This is a genomic window from Prevotella scopos JCM 17725 (assembly GCF_018127785.1).
GTDB classification, from domain to species: Bacteria; Bacteroidota; Bacteroidia; order Bacteroidales; family Bacteroidaceae; genus Prevotella; species Prevotella scopos.
In genome coordinates, this window is record NZ_CP072390.1 from 1,670,245 (window position 1) to 1,692,514 (window position 22,270).

Annotated in this window: 19 protein-coding genes; 3 read left to right on the forward strand and 16 right to left on the reverse strand. The window is 41.4% G+C overall.

All coding sequences use genetic code 11. The features are described 5' to 3' along the window. Window positions 1-87: 87 nt before the first annotated feature. Window positions 88-1,359, reverse strand: a complete 1,272-nt coding sequence (locus tag J4856_RS12295; RefSeq protein ID WP_065367670.1) for an O-acetylhomoserine aminocarboxypropyltransferase/cysteine synthase family protein — start codon at window positions 1,357-1,359, stop codon at window positions 88-90. Between the two features lie 158 nt (window positions 1,360-1,517). On the opposite strand from J4856_RS12295, the gene J4856_RS12300 reads away from it, so the two are divergent. Continuing rightward, a complete protein-coding gene (locus tag J4856_RS12300) occupies window positions 1,518-1,997 on the forward strand; it encodes an Lrp/AsnC family transcriptional regulator (protein WP_065367669.1) in 480 nt (159 codons plus the stop codon). A gap of 147 nt (window positions 1,998-2,144) precedes the next feature. Here the strand turns inward: J4856_RS12300 and J4856_RS12305 are convergent, their stop codons facing one another. Then, a complete protein-coding gene (locus tag J4856_RS12305) occupies window positions 2,145-3,854 on the reverse strand; it encodes a Na/Pi cotransporter family protein (protein WP_025838996.1) in 1,710 nt (569 codons plus the stop codon). A 113-nt stretch (window positions 3,855-3,967) separates the two neighbouring features. Between J4856_RS12305 and J4856_RS12310 the strand changes: the two genes are divergently transcribed. After that, on the forward strand, window positions 3,968-5,635 hold the full coding sequence (locus J4856_RS12310) for a nucleoside kinase (protein WP_025838998.1): 1,668 nt from the start codon (window positions 3,968-3,970) through the stop codon (window positions 5,633-5,635). 118 nt (window positions 5,636-5,753) lie between these two features. On the opposite strand, the gene J4856_RS12315 is transcribed toward J4856_RS12310, so the two are convergent. The 3 genes from J4856_RS12315 to cysS all read right to left on the reverse strand — a co-directional run bounded on the left by J4856_RS12315 (window position 5,754) and on the right by cysS (window position 9,846). After that, entirely contained in the window at window positions 5,754-6,440 is a 687-nt protein-coding gene (locus J4856_RS12315) for a hypothetical protein (protein WP_025838999.1), read from the reverse strand. 726 nt (window positions 6,441-7,166) lie between these two features. After that, window positions 7,167-8,132, reverse strand: a complete 966-nt coding sequence (locus J4856_RS12320) for a hypothetical protein (RefSeq protein WP_025839001.1) — start codon at window positions 8,130-8,132, stop codon at window positions 7,167-7,169. Between the two features lie 226 nt (window positions 8,133-8,358). Further along, window positions 8,359-9,846, reverse strand: a complete 1,488-nt coding sequence (gene cysS, locus J4856_RS12325; protein WP_025839003.1) for a cysteine--tRNA ligase — start codon at window positions 9,844-9,846, stop codon at window positions 8,359-8,361. A gap of 155 nt (window positions 9,847-10,001) precedes the next feature. Here cysS and J4856_RS12330 point away from each other — a divergent pair, with 155 nt between their 5' ends. Beyond that, a complete protein-coding gene (locus J4856_RS12330; protein ID WP_025839005.1) occupies window positions 10,002-10,319 on the forward strand; it encodes a heavy metal-binding domain-containing protein in 318 nt (105 codons plus the stop codon). A 151-nt stretch (window positions 10,320-10,470) separates the two neighbouring features. Here J4856_RS12330 and J4856_RS12335 read toward each other — a convergent pair whose 3' ends face one another. From J4856_RS12335 to J4856_RS12385, 11 genes are all read right to left on the reverse strand, one after another. Then, window positions 10,471-10,671 carry a DUF4250 domain-containing protein gene (locus tag J4856_RS12335; RefSeq protein ID WP_025839007.1) on the reverse strand — a complete coding sequence of 67 codons (201 nt, stop codon included), beginning with the start codon at window positions 10,669-10,671 and terminating at the stop codon, window positions 10,471-10,473. A 27-nt stretch (window positions 10,672-10,698) separates the two neighbouring features. Further along, window positions 10,699-11,178: a cytidine deaminase gene (locus J4856_RS12340; RefSeq protein WP_025839009.1), complete on the reverse strand. Its 480-nt coding sequence runs from the start codon at window positions 11,176-11,178 to the stop codon at window positions 10,699-10,701. A gap of 90 nt (window positions 11,179-11,268) precedes the next feature. Further along, window positions 11,269-12,735 (reverse strand): hypothetical protein, encoded by a 1,467-nt coding sequence (locus J4856_RS12345; RefSeq protein ID WP_025839010.1) that lies wholly within the window; start codon window positions 12,733-12,735, stop codon window positions 11,269-11,271. Window positions 12,736-12,796: 61 nt separating this feature from the next. Further along, window positions 12,797-13,636 (reverse strand): glutamate racemase, encoded by an 840-nt coding sequence (gene murI, locus J4856_RS12350; protein ID WP_025839012.1) that lies wholly within the window; start codon window positions 13,634-13,636, stop codon window positions 12,797-12,799. A gap of 147 nt (window positions 13,637-13,783) precedes the next feature. Next, a complete protein-coding gene (locus J4856_RS12355) occupies window positions 13,784-14,299 on the reverse strand; it encodes an OmpH/Skp family outer membrane protein (protein ID WP_025839014.1) in 516 nt (171 codons plus the stop codon). Between the two features lie 240 nt (window positions 14,300-14,539). Next, entirely contained in the window at window positions 14,540-15,043 is a 504-nt protein-coding gene (locus J4856_RS12360) for an OmpH/Skp family outer membrane protein (protein WP_025839016.1), read from the reverse strand. Window positions 15,044-15,154: 111 nt separating this feature from the next. After that, complete coding sequence (locus J4856_RS12365) at window positions 15,155-15,664, reverse strand: OmpH/Skp family outer membrane protein (protein ID WP_044081176.1); 510 nt, start codon at window positions 15,662-15,664, stop codon at window positions 15,155-15,157. Between the two features lie 107 nt (window positions 15,665-15,771). After that, a complete protein-coding gene (locus tag J4856_RS12370; RefSeq protein ID WP_065367668.1) occupies window positions 15,772-18,387 on the reverse strand; it encodes a BamA/OMP85 family outer membrane protein in 2,616 nt (871 codons plus the stop codon). A 12-nt stretch (window positions 18,388-18,399) separates the two neighbouring features. Continuing rightward, window positions 18,400-19,152 (reverse strand): isoprenyl transferase, encoded by a 753-nt coding sequence (locus J4856_RS12375; protein ID WP_065367667.1) that lies wholly within the window; start codon window positions 19,150-19,152, stop codon window positions 18,400-18,402. Between the two features lie 98 nt (window positions 19,153-19,250). Then, window positions 19,251-19,943 (reverse strand): type IX secretion system protein PorG, encoded by a 693-nt coding sequence (porG, locus tag J4856_RS12380; RefSeq protein WP_025839018.1) that lies wholly within the window; start codon window positions 19,941-19,943, stop codon window positions 19,251-19,253. Between the two features lie 27 nt (window positions 19,944-19,970). Then, the gene (locus J4856_RS12385; RefSeq protein ID WP_025839020.1) at window positions 19,971-21,326 is read right to left on the reverse strand and encodes a DUF6242 domain-containing protein; all 1,356 of its coding nucleotides are present in this window, start codon (window positions 21,324-21,326) and stop codon (window positions 19,971-19,973) included. Window positions 21,327-22,270 lie beyond the last annotated feature (944 nt).

Sequence of the window (22,270 nt, forward strand, 5' to 3'; positions counted from 1 at the left end):
TTCAGGAGATAAGAATATTTCATAAAATTATACAACAAAAAAAGACACTCCATTGCAGAGTGTCCTTTTTTATGTCCTTAAGGTTGATTATTTCAAAGCTTGATCAAGGTCGGCAATGATATCATCTACGTTTTCGATTCCAACAGAAAGACGGATTAAGTCAGGTGCAATACCAGCCTTACGAAGTTGTTCATCTGTCAACTGACGATGAGTGTGGCTTGCTGGATGCAGTACACAAGTACGTGCATCTGCTACGTGCGTTACGATAGAAACGAAGTCAAGACGATCCATAAACTTGATAGCATCTTCTCGTGAACCTTTCAAGCCAAAGGAGATAACACCACACGAGCCATTTGGAAGATACTTCTGACCCAAAGCATAATACTTATCAGAAGGAAGTCCGCAATAATTCACCCATGCCACCTTATCATTCTTTTCTAACCACTCAGCCACCTTCTGCGCATTCTCACAATGCTGCTTCATACGAAGATGTAAGGTTTCAAGCCCAATATTAAGCAAGAAAGAGTTTTGTGGTGCAGGAATACTACCAAGGTCTCTCATCAACTGAGTAACAAGTTTGGTGATGTAAGCCAGTTTCCCGAATGACTTTGTATATATAAGTCCATGATAACTATCATCTGGAGTTGTCAAGCCTTGGAACTTATCACTATATGCTTCCCAATCAAAGTTACCAGAATCAACGACGGCACCACCCACCTGTGTGGCATGACCATCCATATATTTTGTCGTAGAATGGGTTACAATATCGCATCCCCATTCAAAAGGACGGCAATTAATTGGAGTAGCAAACGTGTTGTCAATAATCAATGGCACACCATGTTTATGTGCAATTCTTGCAAAGCGTTCGATATCAAAGATTTTACCCCCAGGATTTGATATAGTTTCACCAAAAACACATTTTGTATTTGGCTGGAAAGCAGCTTCAATCTTATCATCATCCCATTCTGGGTCAATAAAGGTACATTCAATCCCCAATTTCTTCAGCGTTACACCAAAAAGATTGAACGTTCCACCATAGATATTATTAGTTGTCACGAAGTGATCTCCTGCTCCACAAAGGTTTATGATTGCATAGAAGTTGGCAGCTTGACCCGAAGACGTTAGCACAGCACCAACGCCACCTTCAAGAGCAGCAATCTTCTTAGCAACAGCATCATTCGTAGGGTTAGCCAAACGTGTATAGAAATAACCACTATCCTCCAAGTCGAACAAACGTGCCATCTGTTCACTGGTTTCATATTTGAATGTAGTACTCTGATAAATAGGTAGCTGCTGAGGCTCACCCTTTGATGGTTTCCATCCGCCATGAATACATATAGTTTCAAGATTTCTTTTCATATCCTTATATATTTATTACCAATAGAATTCGATTGCAAAGTTATAACAATATAATTTACTAACAAAATATACTGATATATTCAGAAAAATGTGCTACTTTTGCCCTATATTTACAATATTTAGCAGAATAACATTCTGCATAATTAGAACTTAACAAAATGAGCAATATTGAAAGTTTAGATGAAACAGACCGCAAGATACTGCGTATTCTGCAACGTGACTCACACTTAACAGTAAAAGAACTAGCTGCAAAGCTCCATCTCTCCACCTCTCCCACCTTTGAACGACAGAAGCGATTAGAACGTGATGGCTTTATAGAAAGATATATGGCTGTGGTAAATCCACATAAAGTTGGTAATGGTATTATGGTGATGTGTAATATCCGACTCAAGCAACACTCTCAGGAACTCATACAAGAATTTATGGATGTAGTGCAGAATATTGAGGAAATCACAGAATGTTACAACACCAGTGGCGACTATGATTTCCTAATTAAAGTATATGCACGCGACATGAAAAGCTATCAACAATTCATGCTCAATACCCTTGGAACAATTAATTGTATAGGAAGTTTACATAGTATCTTCGTCATTGACGAAACAAAGAACACACATGGCGTTCCTGTTTCTATGCTTTGAGTAGCGAGGAGTAAATAGCTTTTCAAGAATGTTAGAATTGTTCAAGTGGTAAAACGATAAGCATTCAAGAAGAGGAAGTCATGATATATTAAAGGCAGGGACACGCATTCATGTCCCTGCCTTTATTTTGTTTTATCATACTCAATTTTATGCTCCCTGTTGGCGAACACCCATACGAGCCTCAACAACATTGACAACATAATCACCTAACTTTTCGCACTCCTGAATGATGTCCATATACATGGTTCCTACTGCATAGGTGTACTTATGATCGTTCACATCGTTGATATTCTGCGAACGCAACTGGTTACGATAATTGTTGATTTCGGTCTCAATATTGAACGAGCGATTCACATCATTGTCCTGACGATGACCAACGAGGATGCGATTCATCTGTGTCAGAGCGTCATCAGTCAACTCAAACATCTGATGCATGTGGTCATACTGCTCCTGCGTAAAATCTTCCTTACTATTGATAAGACGGCTAGAGGTACGTGCAATGTTATAACAAGCATCACCGATACTCTCCAACTCTGAGATTTCACGAAGCATTGAGCGTACCTTCTCCTTGGTTTCATCACTCAGATGGGCATTAGACACCTGGTCGAGATACTTCGCAATCTCTATCTCCATATTATCAGAAATACCTTCATACTTCTCAATACGACTATAGAGTTTGCTGAATTTATCCATATCTTTCTCACCAAGCAACTCACGAACCATACCAAACATACGCTGGATACGCTCTGCAAACGACTTTATCTCCTTTGAAGCCTCAAGCACAGAAAGCTCTGGAGTCTTCATGATACCAGCCTGAATAAAGTGCAGACGGAACTCGTCTTCGTCCTTGTTTGCCTTTGGTTTGATAATAATGCAGACAAGCTTCTCTAAATACTTGATTGGTCCAACGAGGATAGCTGTGTTGGCAAGGTTGAAGGTCGTGTGGAAAGCAGCAAGCACAAAACTTAGTTTGGCAGCATTAGCCGCAAAACCAGGCGCGCCCTTTGGCATATTTACATCATAACCCACCCAATCGCATACCATATTGATAAAAGGATGGAAAACACATAATACCCAGAGAACACCGAAGACATTGAATACCATGTGAGCCATAGCAGCTCGGCGAGCCTGTGTGTTTGCTGTCAAAGCAGCAAGGTTTGAGGTTACAGTTGTACCGATATTTTCACCCATTACAAGTGCAATACCCTGGTAAATAGGCAATACTCCCGTTGAACAAAGAATCATCGTGATAGCCATGATCGCTGCAGAACTCTGCACACACATGGTCAGCACACTACCAATAAGTAGGAAAACGATAGTTGTGATGAAGCTTTGTGGGTCGAAATGACTAAAGAAATCGAGTACAGCCTGATTGTGCGCAAGGTCCATATCGATACCTGTCTGACGTAGGGTTCCCAGTCCCAAGAACATAAAAGAAATGCCAAAGAGGAAATCACCGATGAGTTTTCGTCTCTTAGAATATATCAGTGTGATACCAATAAAGAAGGCTGGCCAAACGAAATCGGTTATGTTAAACGAGAAACCTGCTGACATAATCCATGCAGTCAGCGTAGTTCCGATGTTCGCTCCCATAATAACCGAGATAGCTTGGAGCAATGTCAGCAACCCAGCATTCACAAAACTGACTGTCATTACAGTAGTTGCAGTTGACGACTGTACGGCAGCTGTGATGAATGTACCCGTAAGAATACCCGTAAAACGATTAGTAGTCATTGCACCAAGGATGTGGCGCAACTGCGGACCTGCCATTTTCTGCAGTGCCTCACTCATTGCCTTCATTCCGAACATCAGCAAAGCTAATGCACCAATGAGCTTAAAGAAAATCCAAATCGACATATAGTTACTTAAAATTGTGATGTCTGTTTCTTGGATATCTACAAAACTTTCTCTACCTTTACAATCCTATTTACCAAAGAACAATATTGTTCCAAAAATATCTTTAACCATAAATGATTATGAGACAAGTACTGCATATCCGTTGCAAAAATAATAAAAAAACTCAAGAAGTCACAATAGGAAGTACACTTTCTGACATTTATAAGGAAATTAATCTCGAAATACCTTATGGTCCAGTGAGTGCTAAAGTGAATAATAAGGTGGAAGGCCTTCATTATCGTGTCTATCATAACAAGGATATAGAATTCCTCAACTTGCAAACCCCATCAGGTATTCGCACCTATACGCGCTCACTCTTCTTAGTACTTTGCAAGGCTGTTCACGACCTCTATCCCACCAGTTCTGTGGTCATAGATATCCCTGTTTCAAATGGTTACTACTGTAACTTGCAGCTCGGACATGAGATTACAACAGAAGATGTTGACCGTATCCGTACACGAATGCAGGAGATTATCGACGCTAAGATGCCTATCCAGCGTTACGAAACAACCACCGAGGAGGCTGTTAAGATGTTCACTGAATTAGGCGATATACAAAAGGCTAAACTCCTTAAAAGCAGCGGTAGCCTTTATTGTGTCTATTATGTGCTTGACGATTACAAGGATTATTACTATGGTTCGATGCTTACCAACACTGCACAACTCCATCTTTTCGGTTTGGAGCCTTACTTTGATGGAGTCCTCTTGCGCATCCCTTCCGTACAAGATCCTTCTAAATTAGGTGAATTAATACGCCAAGACAAGATGTTCGAGGTGTTCAAAGAGCATCATAGATGGCAGAGTATCTTAGGTATTAAGACGGTAGGCGACTTCAACGAAGCTGTAAAAAATGGTCAGGCAACCGACCTAATCAATGTCAGTGAGGCTCTACAAGAAAAGAAGATATCGCAGATTGCTGACACAATTGCTGAACGAAAAGAGATTAAAGTAGTACTCATTGCTGGTCCTTCATCAAGCGGTAAGACAACATTCTGCAAACGCCTTTCTGTCCAACTATTAGCAAGTGGTGTGAAACCTGTACAGATATCCTTAGATGATTACTTCGTTAACAGAGTGGAAACACCGAAAGATGAGAACGGGGAACTTGATTATGAGAGTATCTATGCACTGAACATTCCACTCATCAACGAGCAATTTAATGCACTTTTCCGTGGTGAAGAGGTGGAATTACCAAAGTATAATTTCCAAACAGGAAAGAGTGAAAAGAGTGGTGAAAAACTGCATCTTGGAGAGAATAACATACTCCTTGTAGAAGGTATTCATGCCCTCAATCCTCTGCTAACAGAGCAGATTGCAGACGATAAGAAGTTCAAAATCTACGCATCTGCCCTTACTACGATTCTGTTGGACGACCATAACTATATCCCAACAACCGACAATCGACTGCTTCGTCGTATTGTTCGTGATTACAAATATCGTGGTTGTTCGGCACAAGACACCATTCACCGCTGGCCAAGTGTACGTGCTGGCGAGAACAAGTGGATTTTCCCTTATCAAGAACAGGCAGATGTAATGTTCAACACTGCCCTCCTCTTTGAACTTGCCGTTATCAAACCGCAGGCGGAAGAAGTGCTGGAACAAGTGCCTGAGAACTGCGAAGAGTATGCTGAAGCCTATCGCCTACGCAAGTTCCTCAAGTATTTTGCGCCATTACCTTTCCGCAATCTCCCTCCAACCTCCCTACTCAGAGAGTTCTTAGGAGGTAGTTCGTTTAAGTATTAGATACGCTTCTAACATATAAAAGGTGCGCCTTTGACTCTCAAAAGCGCACCTTTTATTTTATTAGCTATCATCAGTTTCTCATTGTTCATTGACCTTAGCACACAAAGAGACAAAGCTATTACTTTATTTTACGTTCCAACACTTTCAGCAAATCAAGAGGGTGTCTCTTCATATCTTTCAGTGAGAATCCATCACTCTGCAAGTACTCATCCATCTTTGGGAAACGATCAAAACAAGCACGGAGTGTTTTCTTCGCAGCCAGACGTATTCCTGTTTCAGGAACATAATAAGTCACAACAACTTCGTCACCTTTAAGACAATAAGTATAAGCCCATGACTCTTCAGTATAAAATGTTGTCCCAGAACTACTATAGCATACTGTTGGAGATAAAAAACCAAGTACTTCTCTTCCCTCATAAACCAGTTCCCAAAAGTACCGATGATTTGTTGGCTTCAAATTTTTAGGTAACGTTAATATCTTGCATGCATATAAAGACAAGTATTTACGTTGCTTCCCATCTACTGTTAACTCCATTTCTTTTGCATCATCAGCTACATACTTTGTTCCCTTACCCGTTGGTGTAGGTGAGATAAACAATGTCTGCATATTAATAACGACCTGCCCATACACACTTGCCATAACCTTTGCATTCTTTACATCAACCAAATAGCCTGACACTTTGCTACCATCTTTGAGCGTAAGGACGCATGGTAAAGGTTTGAACTCCTTTTTCTTAGCACTTACTGAGACGATGCCAATCAACAACATTAGCATCATCAACATGAGTACATTAATCTTTTTCATAACTCATTTTATTGTTTTTAGTTAAAGTTCTTTCGTTAACAATACAAAGATATACAACAAATGTGAAACAGAGAAAGAAACTTCTAAAGTTTTGCTAATCTTTTTTTATAATATTGCTATCTAATAAAAGTGAAAAAGAATAGCTCTATTGCTGTATCTTTGTAGTTACCTCTATGGTATTACCTTTGATAAAACAAGTCTCCTCTAACCAAATAATGTTAGTTACTTTTACGTAATACAACTCTTTTCTGACATTAAATTAATTCCACATTAATAGCCTATTGCAAGGTGTTTAGGCATCCGCACCATTCGTGCGAACCAACAACACCATTCGTGCGAACCAACAACACGACACGTGCGGTATAACAATAGTACCTCTAAAGATGACAAAAAAGGAGACATTATGTTCATTATAACGAATATAATAAACTACAAAACAAAGTATCTTTACTCTGTTTTAAAATGCAAAAAGCAAAGGAATAAAAAGGTAAAAACCAAACTTTAAAACTTAGAAACTAACCTTTACTGATTTACTTTCATACAAAAAAGAAATTATTTTCACGAGAAGAAGAATTTATTTTCATGAAAAGAAATATTTTTCTTCATGAAAATAATTCGGAAAACAGATTTATTATACTTCTAACACATACTGTCACGTTTGTAAAAATGGCATTTACAACACATTAAAAGGCTCCGTCTCCTATCTTACTCAGACCTACTCTGTCACTATCCTTCAATAGTTACCGGCTCAATATCGTCCGATGGTTCTATATCTGGGTCTGTTGTACCGTATTGCATAATATAATAATGCCCGTTTCGTTTTCCAACATTCACATAATATCCTTCGTAAGTAGCTGCGCCCTCTGGTATGACAAAGTATCCTTCCCCTTCTTTATTGGGAACAATGGAAAAGGAAGGAATATCTGAAAGATAATCAATACCGGGACTATCCAACCAGTCTATTTGATAATTACCAGAATACTGGCTCGTATAAACTCCTGCTCCATCTTTCACAAACTTCTCACAAAGATACTTTCTATAAGCAGGCGCATTGAGGTCTATCGTCAGATTCAGCGAGAGATAAGAACGGATAAAAGCCTTTAGAAAAGCGATTTCATCCTTTGGATGTTCATCCATCTTCACAAGTTTCTTATAAATATCTGCATCCGAAAACTCCGAAGCTTGACCATATTGATAGGCATATCCAATCCTTCTCTGCCCATCTTTGTCAGTTACCATACGCAGAGCAAGATTACAATCACTCTTTAGTTTGTGATCATATAACTGTATGCTATACCAGCTTCCACCCGCTGATCGTATCTTTAAGTCATCCAACGACCATCTTGGGTCCCTATTGTCTTTCAACGGAAACAAAGGTAAAAAGGTGGTTCCATCACGATAACACAGTTTATCAATCAATGTCTGAGTGAGAAACCTACGCTCTTCACGCATAGAAATATCCTGACCATCTGCTCTTTTAAGATAGAGACGATAATACTCTCTGATGACATTTATATCCTTTGTCGTGTCATCTACAACAGCTTTCGGCTGTACGAAAACAACTGAATCCGAGTCTTTTGCAATCGTTACTGGCTTAGTAGTCTGCTTAGCAGGAAGTAACCAAAAGAGTAAGCCAAGCCCTACCAGCACGGTTATCAAGCAAGAAAGGAGAAGAGTCTTTTTTCGTTTCATATTGTTCTGGTGGTTTTTATCCCTCTAATAATTGAATAAAAAATAAGGATAGGCATTCCTAATACACTGCGTATTACCGCTGACACATACTAAGAATATCTATCCTTACAGGAATGGATATGAGCAACACATAGATTAGTGTCCACTCTTTATCCTTTTATCTACTTCTTACTCCACTGACAAACAGCGTTTACGCTCATCAAAGAAGTAATCTGAAGTTTACGTTTTATCGGTCAAGTTTCCACGTAACACCGTCCTTGGTGTCCTTAACTTGGAAGCCTGCATCAGCAAGCGCATCACGAATCTGGTCGCTAACAGCCCAGTTCTTCTCTGCTTTCGCCTTTGCACGAAGGTCGAGCACCATATCGACTACCTTTCCGTAAGCCTCCTCACGAGCATCGTTATTAACTCCTCGTTCATTCTGAAGACCAAGGATATCGAAGGCAAAGAGCTGCATCGCCTCTGTAAGTTCCTTGAGGTCGTCAGCTGAAATCTGCGCCTTGTGGTCGATGAGGATGTTCACCAAGTGGCAAGCTTCAAAGAGAGTGGAGATAACGGCAGGCGTCATCAAGTCATCGTTCATTGCATCATAGCACTTCTGACGGAAGCCTGCAACAAACTTCTTTGTATTCTCATCTGACGCAGCAGCAGGCTGAATGCGTGCCAAGTCTTCAATACCATTCATCAAACGCTCATATCCCTTCTCAGCAGCCTGTAGTGCCTCGTTAGAGAAGTCGACTGTTCCACGATAGTGAGCAGAGAGGATGAAGAAGCGAATTGTCATTGGAGAGTAAGCCTGTGTGAGCGTGTCATGCTCGCCAGTAAAGAACTGCTCAAGCGTAATGAAGTTGCCAAGCGACTTGCCCATCTTCTGTCCGTTGATGGTAATCATATTGTTATGCATCCAATACTTCACCATTTCATCACCCTGTGAAGCTACAGCTTGTGCAATCTCGCACTCATGGTGTGGGAAGATAAGGTCCATACCGCCACCATGGATATCAAAGTGATCGCCCAAATACTTGCGTCCCATCGCTGTACACTCACAATGCCAGCCTGGGAAACCATCGCTCCAAGGCGATGGCCAACGCATGATATGCTCTGGCATAGCACGCTTCCAAAGGGCAAAGTCAATCTGATTACGCTTCTCACCAACGCCTGCCAACTCACGAGAATTGTTTATCATGTCAGTGATGTTACGACCAGAAAGAATGCCATAGTGGTGGTCTTTATCGTATTTCTCTACATCGAAGTAGATACTTCCATTGCTTTCATAGGCATAACCATTGGCAAGAATCTGTTTTACTAACTCTTCCTGCTCTATGATATGACCTGTTGCATGTGGCTCAATGCTTGGTGGAAGAACGTTGAGCGAACGCATAGCATCATGGTAGCGGTTGGTATAGTGCTGCGCAATCTCCATTGGCTCCAACTGCTCAAGACGTGCTTTCTTCTCAATCTTGTCATCACCTTCGTCAGCATCATGCTCCAAATGGCCTACGTCCGTGATGTTACGAACATAACGAACCTTGTACCCTATGTGTTTAAGATAGCGGAAAAGAATGTCAAAGGTGATAGCAGGACGTGCGTGTCCGAGGTGTGGATCGCCATAAACAGTTGGTCCACAGACATACATTCCTACGTTAGGAGCTGCAATCGGCTGGAAGAGTTCCTTCTTACGATGCAGTGTATTGTAAATTACTAAGTCTTGCATAATGCCGTTGTTTATATCTTAATGATGCAAAATTACAAAATTATTGTCAGCCATGATGCGTCTACATAGAATTTTTATTATCTTTGTCATGTATTTGTAAGACATCAAGTAATAAGTCTACATATCAATTATATTATTAATACTGACAAAAGATTATGATTATCACAACAACCCCAACCATTGAAGGTCGTCCTATCAAAGAGTATAAAGGAATTGTCACAGGAGAAACAATTATCGGTGCTAACTTCCTAAAAGACTTCCTTGCCGGCATCAGGGACTTCATCGGAGGACGCAGTGAAGCCTATGAAAAGGTGCTGCGCGAAGGCAAAGAAACCTCTATTCAAGAAATGAAGCAACATGCAGAAGCACTTGGTGCTAACGCTATCGTTGGTATTGACCTCGATTATGAGACTGTCGGACAGGGTGGATCTATGCTCATGGTCACCTGTTCTGGTACTGCCGTTGTTATATAAGAGGCGGTTGTCGCAAGTCTTAAAAGGCTCTGAAATACAGAAAAGAGTACTTTCCCTTCGCTGAAGAATAGTGGGGAAACATATAGAACACATAAATAAAGCACGCCATGCAGGTTTGTATGGCGTGCTTTATTTATCTACTATTATCTATTTATTCATCAAAACCTATCGGGCGAAACTGGCGCTGTTCTTCGCTATATACATAGCCTGCTTCACGCAAGTTAGCTTTGAGCTTATCTATATCTTCATTGAAATTGTAACACAATGATTCTAAAGAATCGAACTCTTCATCACGTAACAGCATATTTACGCTGCTTACTAATATTGCTGGGTCTTTTGGTAAATACTCCATAATTACTATTGATTGAAAACGAAAGGGCTACTTCATGGACTCTCCTAAGAACTGGAGAGGCAATAGGTCCTTTACACTATTGATAACATATATGCCTGCCGTACCATAAAGAAGGATACGAATAGGCTGTTTATAACGATCTTCTATTTCTAAAATAACTTGCCGACAGGCCCCACAAGGCACTATTGGGTCACGCATCAAACCATACTCATTAGCCGCAGCAATAGCAAGCGTGGTCACTGCTTGGTCTGGATAGACAGACTGAGCTGCAAAGATAGCTGAGCGTTCAGCACATAAGCCTGATGGAAAAGCAGCATTCTCCTGATTTGCTCCAATAACCTCTGTGCCATCGGCAAGCAACAAAGCAGCCCCAACACGAAAGCGACTATAGGGAGAATAACTATTACCAGTTGCCTCCACGGCCCTTTGAATGAGGTGCTGATCAGCCTCAGAGAGTTCCTCTTGTTGGCAAAAACCAATCTTGATGCTTATGTCTATTGTTTTCATTGTTGATATTTATTGGTGGTGGTGGGACTTATTGGGCTTATAAGGCTTATAAGGCTAATTGGGCAAATAAGACAACTAAGCCTAATAATCTTAATTAGCTATCAGCTCATAACAGCCAATATCTGGCTTACTATCACGCTGCTTACCATCATGATCAGTTGCAAAACGAGTATCGCCAAGAGCAAGTCCTGCATCAATAGCAGGATATTTCTCACTTTTTTCAGCCTTCTTCAGATGGAAATCATACTTCTGTTTGTCTCCATCTACGAGTATAAACTGCTTTGAACCGCCATCAGGATAATCCTTACTATTCTCCCAAATGACATCTGTGAAACTTGCTAATAAAGCCGAATCCTTAGGTTTTGGCGCACGAAGAATACAATTATAGAAGTGATAGTTGGCTGTAACACCATCCTTATTACTGCCCATTAATACATCATCAGCATATCCTGTCACAAGCGAGTTCACAACGTGGAAGGTCTGAAGAGGATAGTCTTTATCGTCAATATGATTGCCAAAACTCAATGCAGCGCCACGATTACTATCGAAAGGATAAAACTGTGCGAAGGTACAATGCGTCAAAATCACGTCTCCACCCACAAAGGCTGCACAGTCCATCAACGTGTTAGAAAACTGAGAGTTATAAGCAATAACCTTACTATTTATCGCTTGTAAACCATAGCCCTGACAGTTATGAACAGTAGAGTTAGCAATCGTCAACTTCGTACGTGAAGTCGTTGCAGTATCACAGAGAATACCATTATAGGTTGAATGAATATCAGTATGGATAAGAACATTATCGTAACTATCCTTATGAAAGCGTACTCCCTGCCACTGACCACTGACCCTATCATAAGGAAGATACTTAAACATCTTGTCTAAACGATCGCCCCGCAGCGTTACAGGTTTGTCTGCTGTACCCTCACAACGCAGCGTTCCATAAACATCAAGGGCTGCCTTCTGAGAGAAATAAACAGTTGTTCCGGCAGGAATTGTCAGTGTAGCACCTGCCTCTACCTTCAATGTATCTTGGAAAACGATAGGTTTCGTACTAGTCAAAATGGTGTTCGAGGTTATCTTACGTCCTTTTATCAATTCTGCATCCCAGCTGTAAACACGTAGGTTCACCTTCTGCTGTACACCGCTTTCGAGCGTAAAGACAAGGTTATCAGCCACCTCTTGTGGAGTTACTGCGTTATTAAGGGGTGACGTCATCTCAACAAACACCTGGATACTATCCTTATTACGCACTTCCAAACCACCAACCTGATAGCCGTTGGCAGCCGAGAGTTCCACACCATCTACATTCACACGGAAACCCGTTTGGTTACCTTGTGCCAGACGGACGTTAGTTAATCGTAGTCCATCGCCCGACTTATTATACACCCAGAAAATCTTAGTAGATGTCGGAACATTTGAGAATGTCGTGTCGAGTCGTAGGGTATCAGTCGAGAATGTGAGCAGATTGCTCCGTGATGTTGTAAAAGCATCGTCATCAGAACAGGCTACCATCATCATGACGGCTGACAATAATAACAAAAAGGATAATTTCTTCATTCTTTTCTTTTTATGTTCTTATCTAACGACTCAATAGGCTGTTTTATTGCCTTTCAGATGTTTACTCCAAGTCAACATGCTCGACATTCACTTGTTCATGCAGAAAGATACGTGCCGTCTCCTCAAACTTCTCGGGATTTTCCGTAGTGAAATACTTCACAGTGGCACGCTTGGTACAGCGTGCATCCATGTCAGGATGCCGACGGAGATAATCCTTAAGGCTCTCTGCCACATACTCACCCTGTGGCACAATCCGCACGCCACGTGGTACATGCTTTAATATCTTTGGCATGAGGATAGGATAATGCGTGCAGCCGAGGATAAGCGTATCAATTTCTGGATCAAGTCGCATGATATGATCAAGACGCTTTTTCACAAAATAGTCGGCACCGGGACTGTCTGCCTCGTTGTTTTCAATGATTGGCACCCAGAGCGGACAAGGAACACCCGTCACCTTCACATCATCCCATAGCTTTTGTATTTCAAGTTTATAACTATCACTCTTGATGGTTCCCTCGGTAGCCAAGACACCTACATGGCGGGACTGTGTAAGCTTACCGATCACCTCTGCCGTAGGACGAATCACACCAAGTACGCGTCTTTCAGGATCAAGATGGGGCAAATCGTTCTGTTGGATCGTACGGAGTGCCTTGGCAGAAGCTGTGTTACAACCTAAGATAACCAATTGGCAACCGAGTTCGAAGAGCTTCATCACAGCCTGGCGTGTAAACTGATAGACCACATCGAAAGAGCGTGAACCGTATGGTGCACGCGCATTATCACCTAAATATATATAATCGTATTCGGGAAGTAGCTGACGAATACCATGCAGAATGGTCAGTCCTCCATACCCTGAGTCGAAGATACCGATTGGCCCTGGCTGTTTAGAATACTTTGTCATGATTCTTTTCTATTACAATTAATCGTTATCCTATTCACCTACTTACAGATTGGTGCGGACGCCCAACACATCATGTGCGGATGATGGACACCAAACGTGCTGAGCATCCGCACCATACGTGCAGAGCCTTCTCTGCTGTAAAGACAATTACTTCAAGGCTGTTATCAAAGCATCAGTTACATCCTCTCCCATCGCTGTATTAACGAAAGGAACAGTGTTGTTGTCAGTATTCAGGATGAAAGCGTAACCACTTTCCTTGCCCATCTGACGTACAGTGTTGTTTAACTTTGTGCGAACAGGTGCGTAGATATCCTCTTCAGCCTTCTTCAGCAGTCGTTCAGACTCCTTACGAAAAGCAATGTTACGTTCCATCAGTTCCTCTAATTCAGCCTGACGTTTACGAAGAATAGATGGTTCCAATTTACGTTGTACCTCAAGGAAGTCCTCATATCGGCTATTGAAATCATCAACTGAACGCTTCGTCTCAGCATCATACTTCGCTTTCAATTCATTAAAAGTACGTGTTGCCGTTGCATAGTCAGACATTGCGTGCAACACTTTATCATAGCTAAAGTAAGCAAACTTAAAAGCAGTAACACTCTGCTGTGCTGCCGCCAAGAGTGGCAAGAGCATAAAAGCAAGGGATAAGAATAGCTTTTTCATTATTTCTTTTATTATCTCTATATAAACAAAAATGAGGTCATCGCAAGAACAAATATCCGTGCGGTGACCTCACCCTTTTATCTCCTCTTAAATATGAATGGAAAGAACCTTTCCAGCTTATTCGACAACTAGCCCCCCTAGGAACCCTAGGCTACCTAGGAAAGCTAGAAATACTAGGAAAGCTTCACTCCACCATAAATCAAGGAGAATGAACCACGGGGCAAAGGCACCCGCAATGTTTTACTTCATCTTAGCCAACTGAGCCTTTACCTCAGCAGTAACATCCTTGCTGAGTGCCTCGTTGATGTACAATGGCTGACCAGCAGCTTTCTCCATGATGTAAACATAGTTACCTGTCTTAGCTACAGCTGCGATGGCGTTGCGAACCTTCTCAAGAACAGGGCCGAGTTGCTTCTGCTGTGCTTCGTTGAAGGCCTTCTGGTTGTCCTGAGCAGTCTGCTGGATCTTAGTGTACATATCCTGCAAATTCTTCTCTGTCTCAGCCTGTTTTGTAGCGTTCATAGTGCTCTTAGACTTGTCGTAAGCCTCAGCCTGACGCTGCAATTCAGCCTGCATGTCTTCAATCTGCTTCTGGTACTCCTTACCTTTAGCTTCTAACTTACTCTGAATAGCTATAGCCTCTGGAAGTGACTGGAGGAGAGCCTGTGAGTCAAGGTGACCAAACTTCTGTGCGAACAATGTCATTGGCGCACAGAGCATCAACATCAAAAATAACTTTTTCATTTCTTTTTATTGTTTAATTGTTTATTATTTTTCTTGATTTCCTAGGGTTACTAGGGAGTCTAGGATTACTAGGGTACCTAGAGCTCCTAGAAAAGCTATCTAAAATTTTCTTTACTGATAAGAATATCCTAACTTCTGCAATACCTCATTACTTATGTCCACCTTTGGCGAACCATAGATAATACCAGCAGCATTGCTTGAACGATCAATTACCAAACTATAACCACGCTGGTCGGAGATATCCTTTACAGCATTGTAAATCTCATCTTGTATAGGGGTAATCAGACTGGTACGCTTCTTAAAGAGCTCACCTTCTGGACCAAAGTACTTACGCTTAAGATCAGATGCCTGCTTCTCCTTTGCAAGAATAGCTTCCTGTCTTTTCTTTTTCTGGTCTTGAGAAAGGAAAACAACCTCGTTCTGATAATTCTTATACATAGTAGAAGCCTCCGTATTGAGAGCCTCTACCTCAGCCTGCCACTTCTTACTTACCTGATTTAACTGCTCATTAGCACGCTCGTAAGCTGGCACATTCTTGAGAATATACTCCATATCAATCAGTGCAAACTTCTGTGCAGAAGCTGTCAAAGGTGAGAAAGCAAATAGGTAAAGAAGAAACATTACTCCTAAACCTTTCTTTAATATACATTTTCTCATACAATTTTCTTCTTTTAATAATTCTATTTCAGGGCAATCCTGCAGTTATATCTTTACCCTTTGACTTCTGCTTAGAATTCTTGTCCAAGGATAAAGTGGAACTGGCTACCGCCCCTCGTACCAAATACCTTATCGAAGCCATAAGCCCAGTCAATACCCATCATACCAACCATTGGGAGGAAGATACGGACACCAAGACCAGCTGAACGCTTCATGTCAAATGGATTAAACTTACTTGTATCGGTCCATGCATTACCAGCCTCAACAAAACCAAGACCATAAATAGTCGTGTTACCCAAGAGGAATGGGTAGCGAAGCTCCAATGACATACGAGTGTAAGCATAACCTTCAGCACCATATGGAGTGAGTGAACCATTCTCGTAACCACGAAGACCAATTGTCTCCTCAGCGTAACCCGTAGAGTATCCACTCATACCATCACCACCCATGTAGTAGGTTTCAAACGGACTTTTCTTATTTTTATTATAGCTACCCAACAATCCAAGTTCAACACGGGTCATCAAGACGAAGCATTTCTGACCACTTGTGAGGGCTGTAAAGGTGCGAGCCTTAAACTTCCACTTATGATACTCAACCCAACGATACTTCTCCTGCTGCTCCTGTGAGTAAGTTGGAGAGTTACGGTCAGTTGCCAAGTGTGCATAGTCCTTACCATCCCACTTAGACCATGGCGGAGTAATGGTCAATGATACTGAGAAGTCTGAACCACGACGTGGGAAGAGTTGGTTATCTGTTGACGTACGATTAAGCGCAATGTTGAAGTTCAAGTTGTTGGCTGAACCATTCGACATAATGAAGTAACGCCAATTACGCAACATGTAACGTTGGTACTGCAATTGGAGTGACAAGGTGAAATAGTCATCAGGCCAGTTTAGACGCTTTCCCCAACCTGCATAGACACTCAAGAGTTTCACATACTTGTCTGGGTCATAATAATTCTCATAACTGTTATAATTGTAGTTTCCATAACCATAACGATAGTTGTTATAGTTATTTAAGTAACCACTATTATAATAGTTGCTTGACACATCTGTCTGCTTTGAATACGACATACCCACATTAAACTGGATAGGACGCTTACCGCCCAACCAGTTGGTTGAGTACTGAGCATTGTATGACTGGTAGTAAGTACCATTCGTCTGTGCACCTAATGAAAGTGTCTCACCATCACCGATTGGCATAATACCACGATGTTCACGATTTCTACGGAAGAGGTTCGCCATTGAGAAGTTATTCAACTTCAAGCCGACACGACCAATAACACCTGTCTGACCCCAACCCAATGAAAGCTCAACTTGGTCGTTTGACTTCTGCTTGAGGTTATAATTGATGTCAACAGTTCCGTCCTCATAGTTTGGCTCTGGTACTGGGTTGATAGCTTCTGGGTCGAAGTGTCCCATTGACGCCAACTCACGTGCAGAACGCTGGAGTGCCTCCTTAGAGAAGAGGTCGCCTGGCTTTGTACGCAATTCACGACGCACTACATTCTCGTAAAGACGATCGTTACCATTAATCTTCACTCGGTTGATATGTGCCTGCTGTCCTTCTGTAATACGCATCTCAAGGTCAATAGAGTCGCCGACAATATTCACCTCTGTTGGTTGCAAGTTATAGAAGAGATATCCATTATTCCAATAAGCATTACCCACAGCATCCTCATCCTGTGAAAGACGCTTGTTTAAATAGGTCTGATTATACACGTCGCCCTTCTTCATATCGAGCAAACGAGACAAATAGTCGGTTGAGTAAACGGTATTACCTACCCATTTGATGTTACGGATATAATACTTCTTACCCTCATCAACCTTAACATAGATATCTACATGCTTTGGGTCAACATTCCAAACGCTATCCTTCAGAATAGTGGCATCACGGAAACCATACTCGTTGTACTTTGTGATAAGGTTCTTCTTATCCTCAGCCCAACGCTCTGGTGTGAATTTCTTCGACTTTAAGAGATTTGACAGTTTTCTTGCCTCATGGGTCTTCGAAAAAGCACCCTTGCTAAACAAGGTACCCTTAATCTTCTTATCACCCAATAGGCTGTCACCATCAATAATGATCGAGCGCACCTTCAGCTTCTCCTTCTTGTCTACATCGATATCAAGGATAACCTGATTCTTTGCTGCAACGTCGTCACGCTGACGAATAAAGACCTCAGCATTCTTGTAACCCTTTTCGTCGAAGTATTTCTTAGCAAGTATCTTCGCACGATCAAGCATGTTTGGCGTAATCTGTCCACCCTTCAAAAGACCGAGTTTCTTCTCTAAATCATCACGTTCTGTCTTCTTCAAACCATTGTAGTTGATGGTTGAGATACGAGGACGCGGTGCGAGATGTATCTTCAGATAGATATTATCTCCTACGATAGAGTCAGCTGTAATGGAAACATCAGAGAAGAGTCCATGTTTCCAGTAACGCTTCACAGCGTCTGTGATTGCCGTACCTGGAACCTCCAACTCCTGTCCTACAGCAAGTCCAGAGATACCAGTGAGGACATAATCCTCATAGCCATCAATGCCCGTAACGGTCAGTCCTACCAACTTGTAAGTCTTAGGACTACCAGTATAAGTGATGTCAGGGTTTACAATCTTCTGCTGTGCACTCGCCACAAGTGAAACTCCGGAGAATGCAAGGAGCATCAATACCTTATTAATTTTAGTCATCTATTGCGTAACTTAATTGTTTTCGTTTTCTTCTATTTGTTTCTCAGTCTTTCCAAAGCGACGCTGTCTGCTCTGGAAACTTGCTATGGCTTTCTGCAAATCCTGCTCGTTGAAGTCAGGCCAATAGGTATCACAGAAGTATAGCTCAGAATAAGCTATCTGCCATAAGAGGTAATTGGAGATGCGAAGCTCGCCACCCGTCCTTATCAAGAGGTCAGGATCAGGCATGAAGTTTGTTTCCAAATGCTCGCTAATCATCTCTTCTGTAATCATTTCGGAAAGCAAAGGTTCAGAGCTGTTAGCCTGATATTCTGCAACAATCTCCCTCATCGCTTTTGTTATCTCCCAACGTGCACTGTAGCTAAGAGCCACAACCATCGTCATTGCGGAGTTCTTTGCGGTATGTTCTTCCGTCTCACGCAATTTCTTCTGCACTTCTTCTGGCAGACGTGCCATATCACCAATAACACGGAAACGCACATTATTCTTCATGAAGATTTCATCTTCTAAAGACGTAAGCACAAGTCCCATCAACGCTGCAATTTCATCGGTAGGACGATTCCAATTCTCAGTTGAAAAGGTATAGAGCGTGAGAAACTTCACTCCCAATCGTACACATTCAGATGTGATGCGACGTACGGTATCAACTCCTGCCTGATGTCCGTAGGAGCGTGGCTTGTTCCGTTCTGTTGCCCAACGTCCATTACCATCCATTGTGATAGCAATGTGCTGGGGTATTCGTGTCATATCTAATTCTTCTGCCATATCTATTGAAGAGATAAACCTTTGTTTTGTCCTGTACAGCACTTATGTCTGCACACTTTAGACATTACCTTATATAACAAGGTCGGAACTAACTTCCCTTACTCGTCCTCATTATGACAAGTCTTACACTTTGTCATAAAACTATAAGAGAACGTCAGCTGTAGGGTTGAATAGCTGTCTGTATTCTTAAATAGTCCGCTACTCTTAATGCCGTAGGGATCTTTCTGTCCGTCTAACTCATCGCTCAACGAGAAGTGTAATGCCCACTGCAAACCGACATTCATACGCTCACTGACCTTATACTTCACACCCAATCCGATTGGAAGATTCGCTGTGAGCACCGACTTGCGGTCACCGCCTTTAATATTAACATAGGTGGCACCTAATCCTATTGTCACGTATGGTGACAAGCGCTGTGCACCACGATAGTCACGACCTGTACCATATGGAAGGAAGTTATATTCGTAAGCAACACCAACGTCAACCAATGAGTTGTCAAATGTATAGGGAGCTGAAGCAAAACGTGGATAGTAAGTCTTGACATCAGCTGACGAACCTTTCATCTTTCCAAACGATACGTTCATCTTTAATCCCATGTATGGGCTGAAATTATATCTTGCTAACACCGTTCCCATCGGCTGCAGGTCCTTCAGCAACGACTCATTAAAGTCGCCTAAGTACCCCATCATACCGACACCAGCACCAATCTCCATCTTATACTCTGCGTCAGACTGCGCCCAGAGAGGTGTAGCTGCAAGGACAAGTAGGAGGTTGATGACGAAACGTTTCATTGTTGCTCAATGTTTTTTGTCGTAATCTTACAGACGACTAAGGTTCAACTCCCAGCCTACTCTATTGAGTCTTCCACGCCAAACCTTTGTACCACTGATTATCCAGAGGAACTCATCACTATCTACAGTTGCTGTGAAAGCAGTTGCTGGTTGTAAGTCGGTTGGATAAATGAAATCCTTATCACTCTTCCATGTGATACCACCATCGCGTGAGAGGAGCATAGAAGCCAGCTTACCATTTGTATCAACGCCCAAGGCAAGTGTTGCCTTATCATAGCCTACTACTGCAAGGGTCTTATAAAGTGGGAGCTGGAACTTATCAGCATTGCTCACTACATAACTCCAAGCCTCATTCTGACGATAAGAAAGTTTCGTCCAAGAAACATTCTTTGTTCCATCTGCCAATGTCCCAACGAGCTGAACTCGATACATATCAGCTGTTAGGGCTGTGAGCGAAGCGTTGATATTGTTTACTGGAAGCAGTGATGCGTTACTATCTAATGACTCATTCGTCCACGTTGTACCATTGTCCTTTGACGCTAATAATGTACCACTAGTTGACAATGCGAATAACTCTGCTGGTGATGCTGCCACCAACAGCTTCAGGTTGCTGTTGGTTGCGACTGTTGTCCAACTGCTACCATCTGTAGAGCTATATACCACGCCATTATCGATAACAAAAAGCTTTGTACCCTGCACGGCTACACTCTTATAAGCATTTGCAGTAAAAACCTTACTGAGTTTTGTCCAGTTATTGCCATTGTCCTTATCAGCAGCGTAAGCAATAGTCTGACTACCATTTGAACCAAAGACAAATACCTTACTCCCCGTACTAACAGCCTTCATTGCCGTAAACGAACTGAAGTTACTATTTGCTTGCAGTGCTTGCCAGCTAAAGACATTACCCTTCTGCTTGTGGACATTCACAGAAATTTTATAATCTCTATACTCGCTTCCTTGGTTTGAATAAACACGGAAGAAACGTGGAGTACTAAAATTGATGGAATCATTGCTGTTGTAATAAGAGTACTTCTCGTCAGTTGTTGACTTAATAACAACCGTTCCACTATTCTTAGTTACAATCTTCGCTAAGACATTGCTTGCCTTTGTGCCGTATGGTAAAGAGTCAGGGTTATAAATCAAGCCCTGTTCCTGATCGATATAAAACTTTACCTTAGCAGCATTGAAGTTTGCTGTATAAGAACTATCGCTACCATTCTTGGCAACAGTGTCGCGAACTTGCTTCAACTGCCCCAAAGAAAAGCTCAAAATAGCCGTGTCTTTGTAACTTACGCTGTTTTTCTCGTCGTCGTCCTTAAGACAAGAAGTCATTGTCAAAGTAGCCATCATTAAAGCTACGAGAGTATATATCTTATTACGCATCAGATACTAATAATTGAATTTAGCTGCAAATTTAATCAGAATTCTTCAGATTCAACGCCTTTAAGGGGGTTAATTATGTAAAATATGGAAAATAACCACTTTTTTTTAAGTTTGTTTAGTAAGTATTGCCAAAGTAACGATAAACTTGAAGAAAAAAGACCAATAAATCACATCTGATAAGCTTCTGCTATCTTACTTACCTTCACCTAAACTTTTCGATTGACATTATAGTCTTTTTACTCATCTTCTTCCGACTTAAAACCTAATCCTTCTTCTACTTTTCTACGACTTTAATTGTTTACTTATTTCGCATTGCATAGCTAACTGATTACCATTGAAAAGAAGGATGAAACACTAAGATAAGATAAGGTCTTTCCCAAATCAAACTTACTTTTTTAACCTACTGAAGATCAGCTAAATATCATTCAAATACATCTCTACATCTTTCTATGAACATGCTAATGGTCCGCACCACTCGTGCTAAGCCTCCGCACGACCTGTGCGGAGGCTTAGCACGAGTGGTGCGGATACTCTTCACATTTCGCCACAATTGCCATCAGAAGTTTAATATTCAGATGAGAATCACAAAGCAAGCCTACTACATGATAAACCATACTGAGAAGTAGAGGAAAATGGAGGTTGAATGTACATAATAAGAGATGATAGTAGAGACATCCTAACTAAAAATTTATTCACAAACAAAGACGGATAACCTTACCAAAACAAACTTTGCTGTCACTCCTGTCACTCAAAACCATTACATAACTCATTAACAATCAGCACTATTACACGAAGTGTTAAAAGTGACAGCAAAACAAAATTAAAATTACTGTAGTAAAAGTACGTTATATTTCTACCTAAAATTATCAGTCTTATTATTCTCTATTACAGCAGGACAAACAAAAACTCCCACCCGTATTGCTACGGATGGGAGTCATTATTAT

Excerpts from the sequence above, each read along its gene's own strand:
- J4856_RS12295 (WP_065367670.1), bottom strand. The coding sequence starts at position 1,359 with ATGAAAAGAAATCTTGAAACTATATGTATTCATGGCGGATGGAAACCA.
- J4856_RS12300 (WP_065367669.1), top strand. The coding sequence starts at position 1,518 with ATGAGCAATATTGAAAGTTTAGATGAAACAGACCGCAAGATACTGCGT.
- J4856_RS12305 (WP_025838996.1), bottom strand. The coding sequence starts at position 3,854 with ATGTCGATTTGGATTTTCTTTAAGCTCATTGGTGCATTAGCTTTGCTG.
- J4856_RS12310 (WP_025838998.1), top strand. The coding sequence starts at position 3,968 with ATGATTATGAGACAAGTACTGCATATCCGTTGCAAAAATAATAAAAAA.
- J4856_RS12315 (WP_025838999.1), bottom strand. The coding sequence starts at position 6,440 with ATGAAAAAGATTAATGTACTCATGTTGATGATGCTAATGTTGTTGATT.
- J4856_RS12320 (WP_025839001.1), bottom strand. The coding sequence starts at position 8,132 with ATGAAACGAAAAAAGACTCTTCTCCTTTCTTGCTTGATAACCGTGCTG.
- cysS (WP_025839003.1), bottom strand. The coding sequence starts at position 9,846 with ATGCAAGACTTAGTAATTTACAATACACTGCATCGTAAGAAGGAACTC.
- J4856_RS12330 (WP_025839005.1), top strand. The coding sequence starts at position 10,002 with ATGATTATCACAACAACCCCAACCATTGAAGGTCGTCCTATCAAAGAG.
- J4856_RS12335 (WP_025839007.1), bottom strand. The coding sequence starts at position 10,671 with ATGGAGTATTTACCAAAAGACCCAGCAATATTAGTAAGCAGCGTAAAT.
- J4856_RS12340 (WP_025839009.1), bottom strand. The coding sequence starts at position 11,178 with ATGAAAACAATAGACATAAGCATCAAGATTGGTTTTTGCCAACAAGAG.
- J4856_RS12345 (WP_025839010.1), bottom strand. The coding sequence starts at position 12,735 with ATGAAGAAATTATCCTTTTTGTTATTATTGTCAGCCGTCATGATGATG.
- murI (WP_025839012.1), bottom strand. The coding sequence starts at position 13,636 with ATGACAAAGTATTCTAAACAGCCAGGGCCAATCGGTATCTTCGACTCA.
- J4856_RS12355 (WP_025839014.1), bottom strand. The coding sequence starts at position 14,299 with ATGAAAAAGCTATTCTTATCCCTTGCTTTTATGCTCTTGCCACTCTTG.
- J4856_RS12360 (WP_025839016.1), bottom strand. The coding sequence starts at position 15,043 with ATGAAAAAGTTATTTTTGATGTTGATGCTCTGTGCGCCAATGACATTG.
- J4856_RS12365 (WP_044081176.1), bottom strand. The coding sequence starts at position 15,664 with ATGTTTCTTCTTTACCTATTTGCTTTCTCACCTTTGACAGCTTCTGCA.
- J4856_RS12370 (WP_065367668.1), bottom strand. The coding sequence starts at position 18,387 with ATGACTAAAATTAATAAGGTATTGATGCTCCTTGCATTCTCCGGAGTT.
- J4856_RS12375 (WP_065367667.1), bottom strand. The coding sequence starts at position 19,152 with ATGGCAGAAGAATTAGATATGACACGAATACCCCAGCACATTGCTATC.
- porG (WP_025839018.1), bottom strand. The coding sequence starts at position 19,943 with ATGAAACGTTTCGTCATCAACCTCCTACTTGTCCTTGCAGCTACACCT.
- J4856_RS12385 (WP_025839020.1), bottom strand. The coding sequence starts at position 21,326 with ATGCGTAATAAGATATATACTCTCGTAGCTTTAATGATGGCTACTTTG.